Source organism: Shewanella electrica (assembly GCF_022321485.1).
Taxonomy (GTDB): Bacteria; Pseudomonadota; Gammaproteobacteria; order Enterobacterales; family Shewanellaceae; genus Shewanella; species Shewanella electrica.
Window position 1 is genome coordinate 1 of record NZ_JAKOGG010000370.1, and the last position, 265, is coordinate 265.

1 protein-coding gene is annotated in these 265 nt (G+C 62.6%); it reads right to left on the reverse strand.

The features are described 5' to 3' along the window. Positions 1-224 (reverse strand): hypothetical protein (locus L9G74_RS20935; protein ID WP_238898682.1); only part of this gene is annotated, 224 nt, incomplete at its 3' end. Positions 225-265: the final 41 nt, after the last annotated feature.

Here is a 265-nt window from a genome sequence, read left to right on the forward strand (position 1 = left end):
TGGATCCACAGATACTGCTGCTGCTGTCGCTGCTGCTGCTGCCCGGGACAGTGCAGGCTGTCGAGTTCGAGTTCGAGTTCGACGACGATGGCTCCTCCACCTCCGCCCCCGAGCGGGTCGGCCTCGTACAAGAAGAAGGATGGCACCCTGACCATGTCCAGGGACCGCCAGTCGGTGTCGTGGATCCCGGCCGCGGGGGGCGCGGGCGGTGCGGTGACGATCATGGTGCCGCATATTACGAGTACGTAGTCTGTTTGTTCTTTTA